The following is a 315-nucleotide window of genomic DNA, read 5'->3' as shown; positions in this document are numbered from 1 at the left end:
GCTGACGGCGGACGGCGGCCGGTTCCTGGAGATGGGCAAGACCGACGTCCGTGATCCTCGGTCGATCGACCGGGTGACCTACCGTGCCTTCGACCTCGGTGAGGCGGGTGCGGAGCGTACGGGGGAGATGCTGCGGGAGCTGGTGGGGCTGTTCGCCCAGGGCGCCCTGCGGCCCCTGCCGGTGACGGTGTGGGACGTGCGGCGGGCGCGTGAGGCGTTCCGCTTCATGAGCCGGGCCAAGCACATCGGCAAGATCGTGCTGACGATGCCGCCGCGCTGGAACCCCGAGGGCACCGTCCTCATCACCGGCGGCAC

General features: G+C 71.4%; 1 protein-coding gene. It reads left to right on the top strand.

Going from position 1 to position 315, the window contains the following annotated elements; all coding sequences use genetic code 11:
• Positions 1-315 (top strand): zinc-binding dehydrogenase (locus tag ADK41_RS10765; protein ID WP_159043962.1); only part of this gene is annotated, 315 nt, incomplete at both ends.

The organism is Streptomyces caelestis, assembly GCF_001279005.1.
GTDB classification, from domain to species: Bacteria; Actinomycetota; Actinomycetes; order Streptomycetales; family Streptomycetaceae; genus Streptomyces; species Streptomyces heliomycini.
This window is presented reverse-complemented; position numbering and strand designations above follow the sequence as displayed.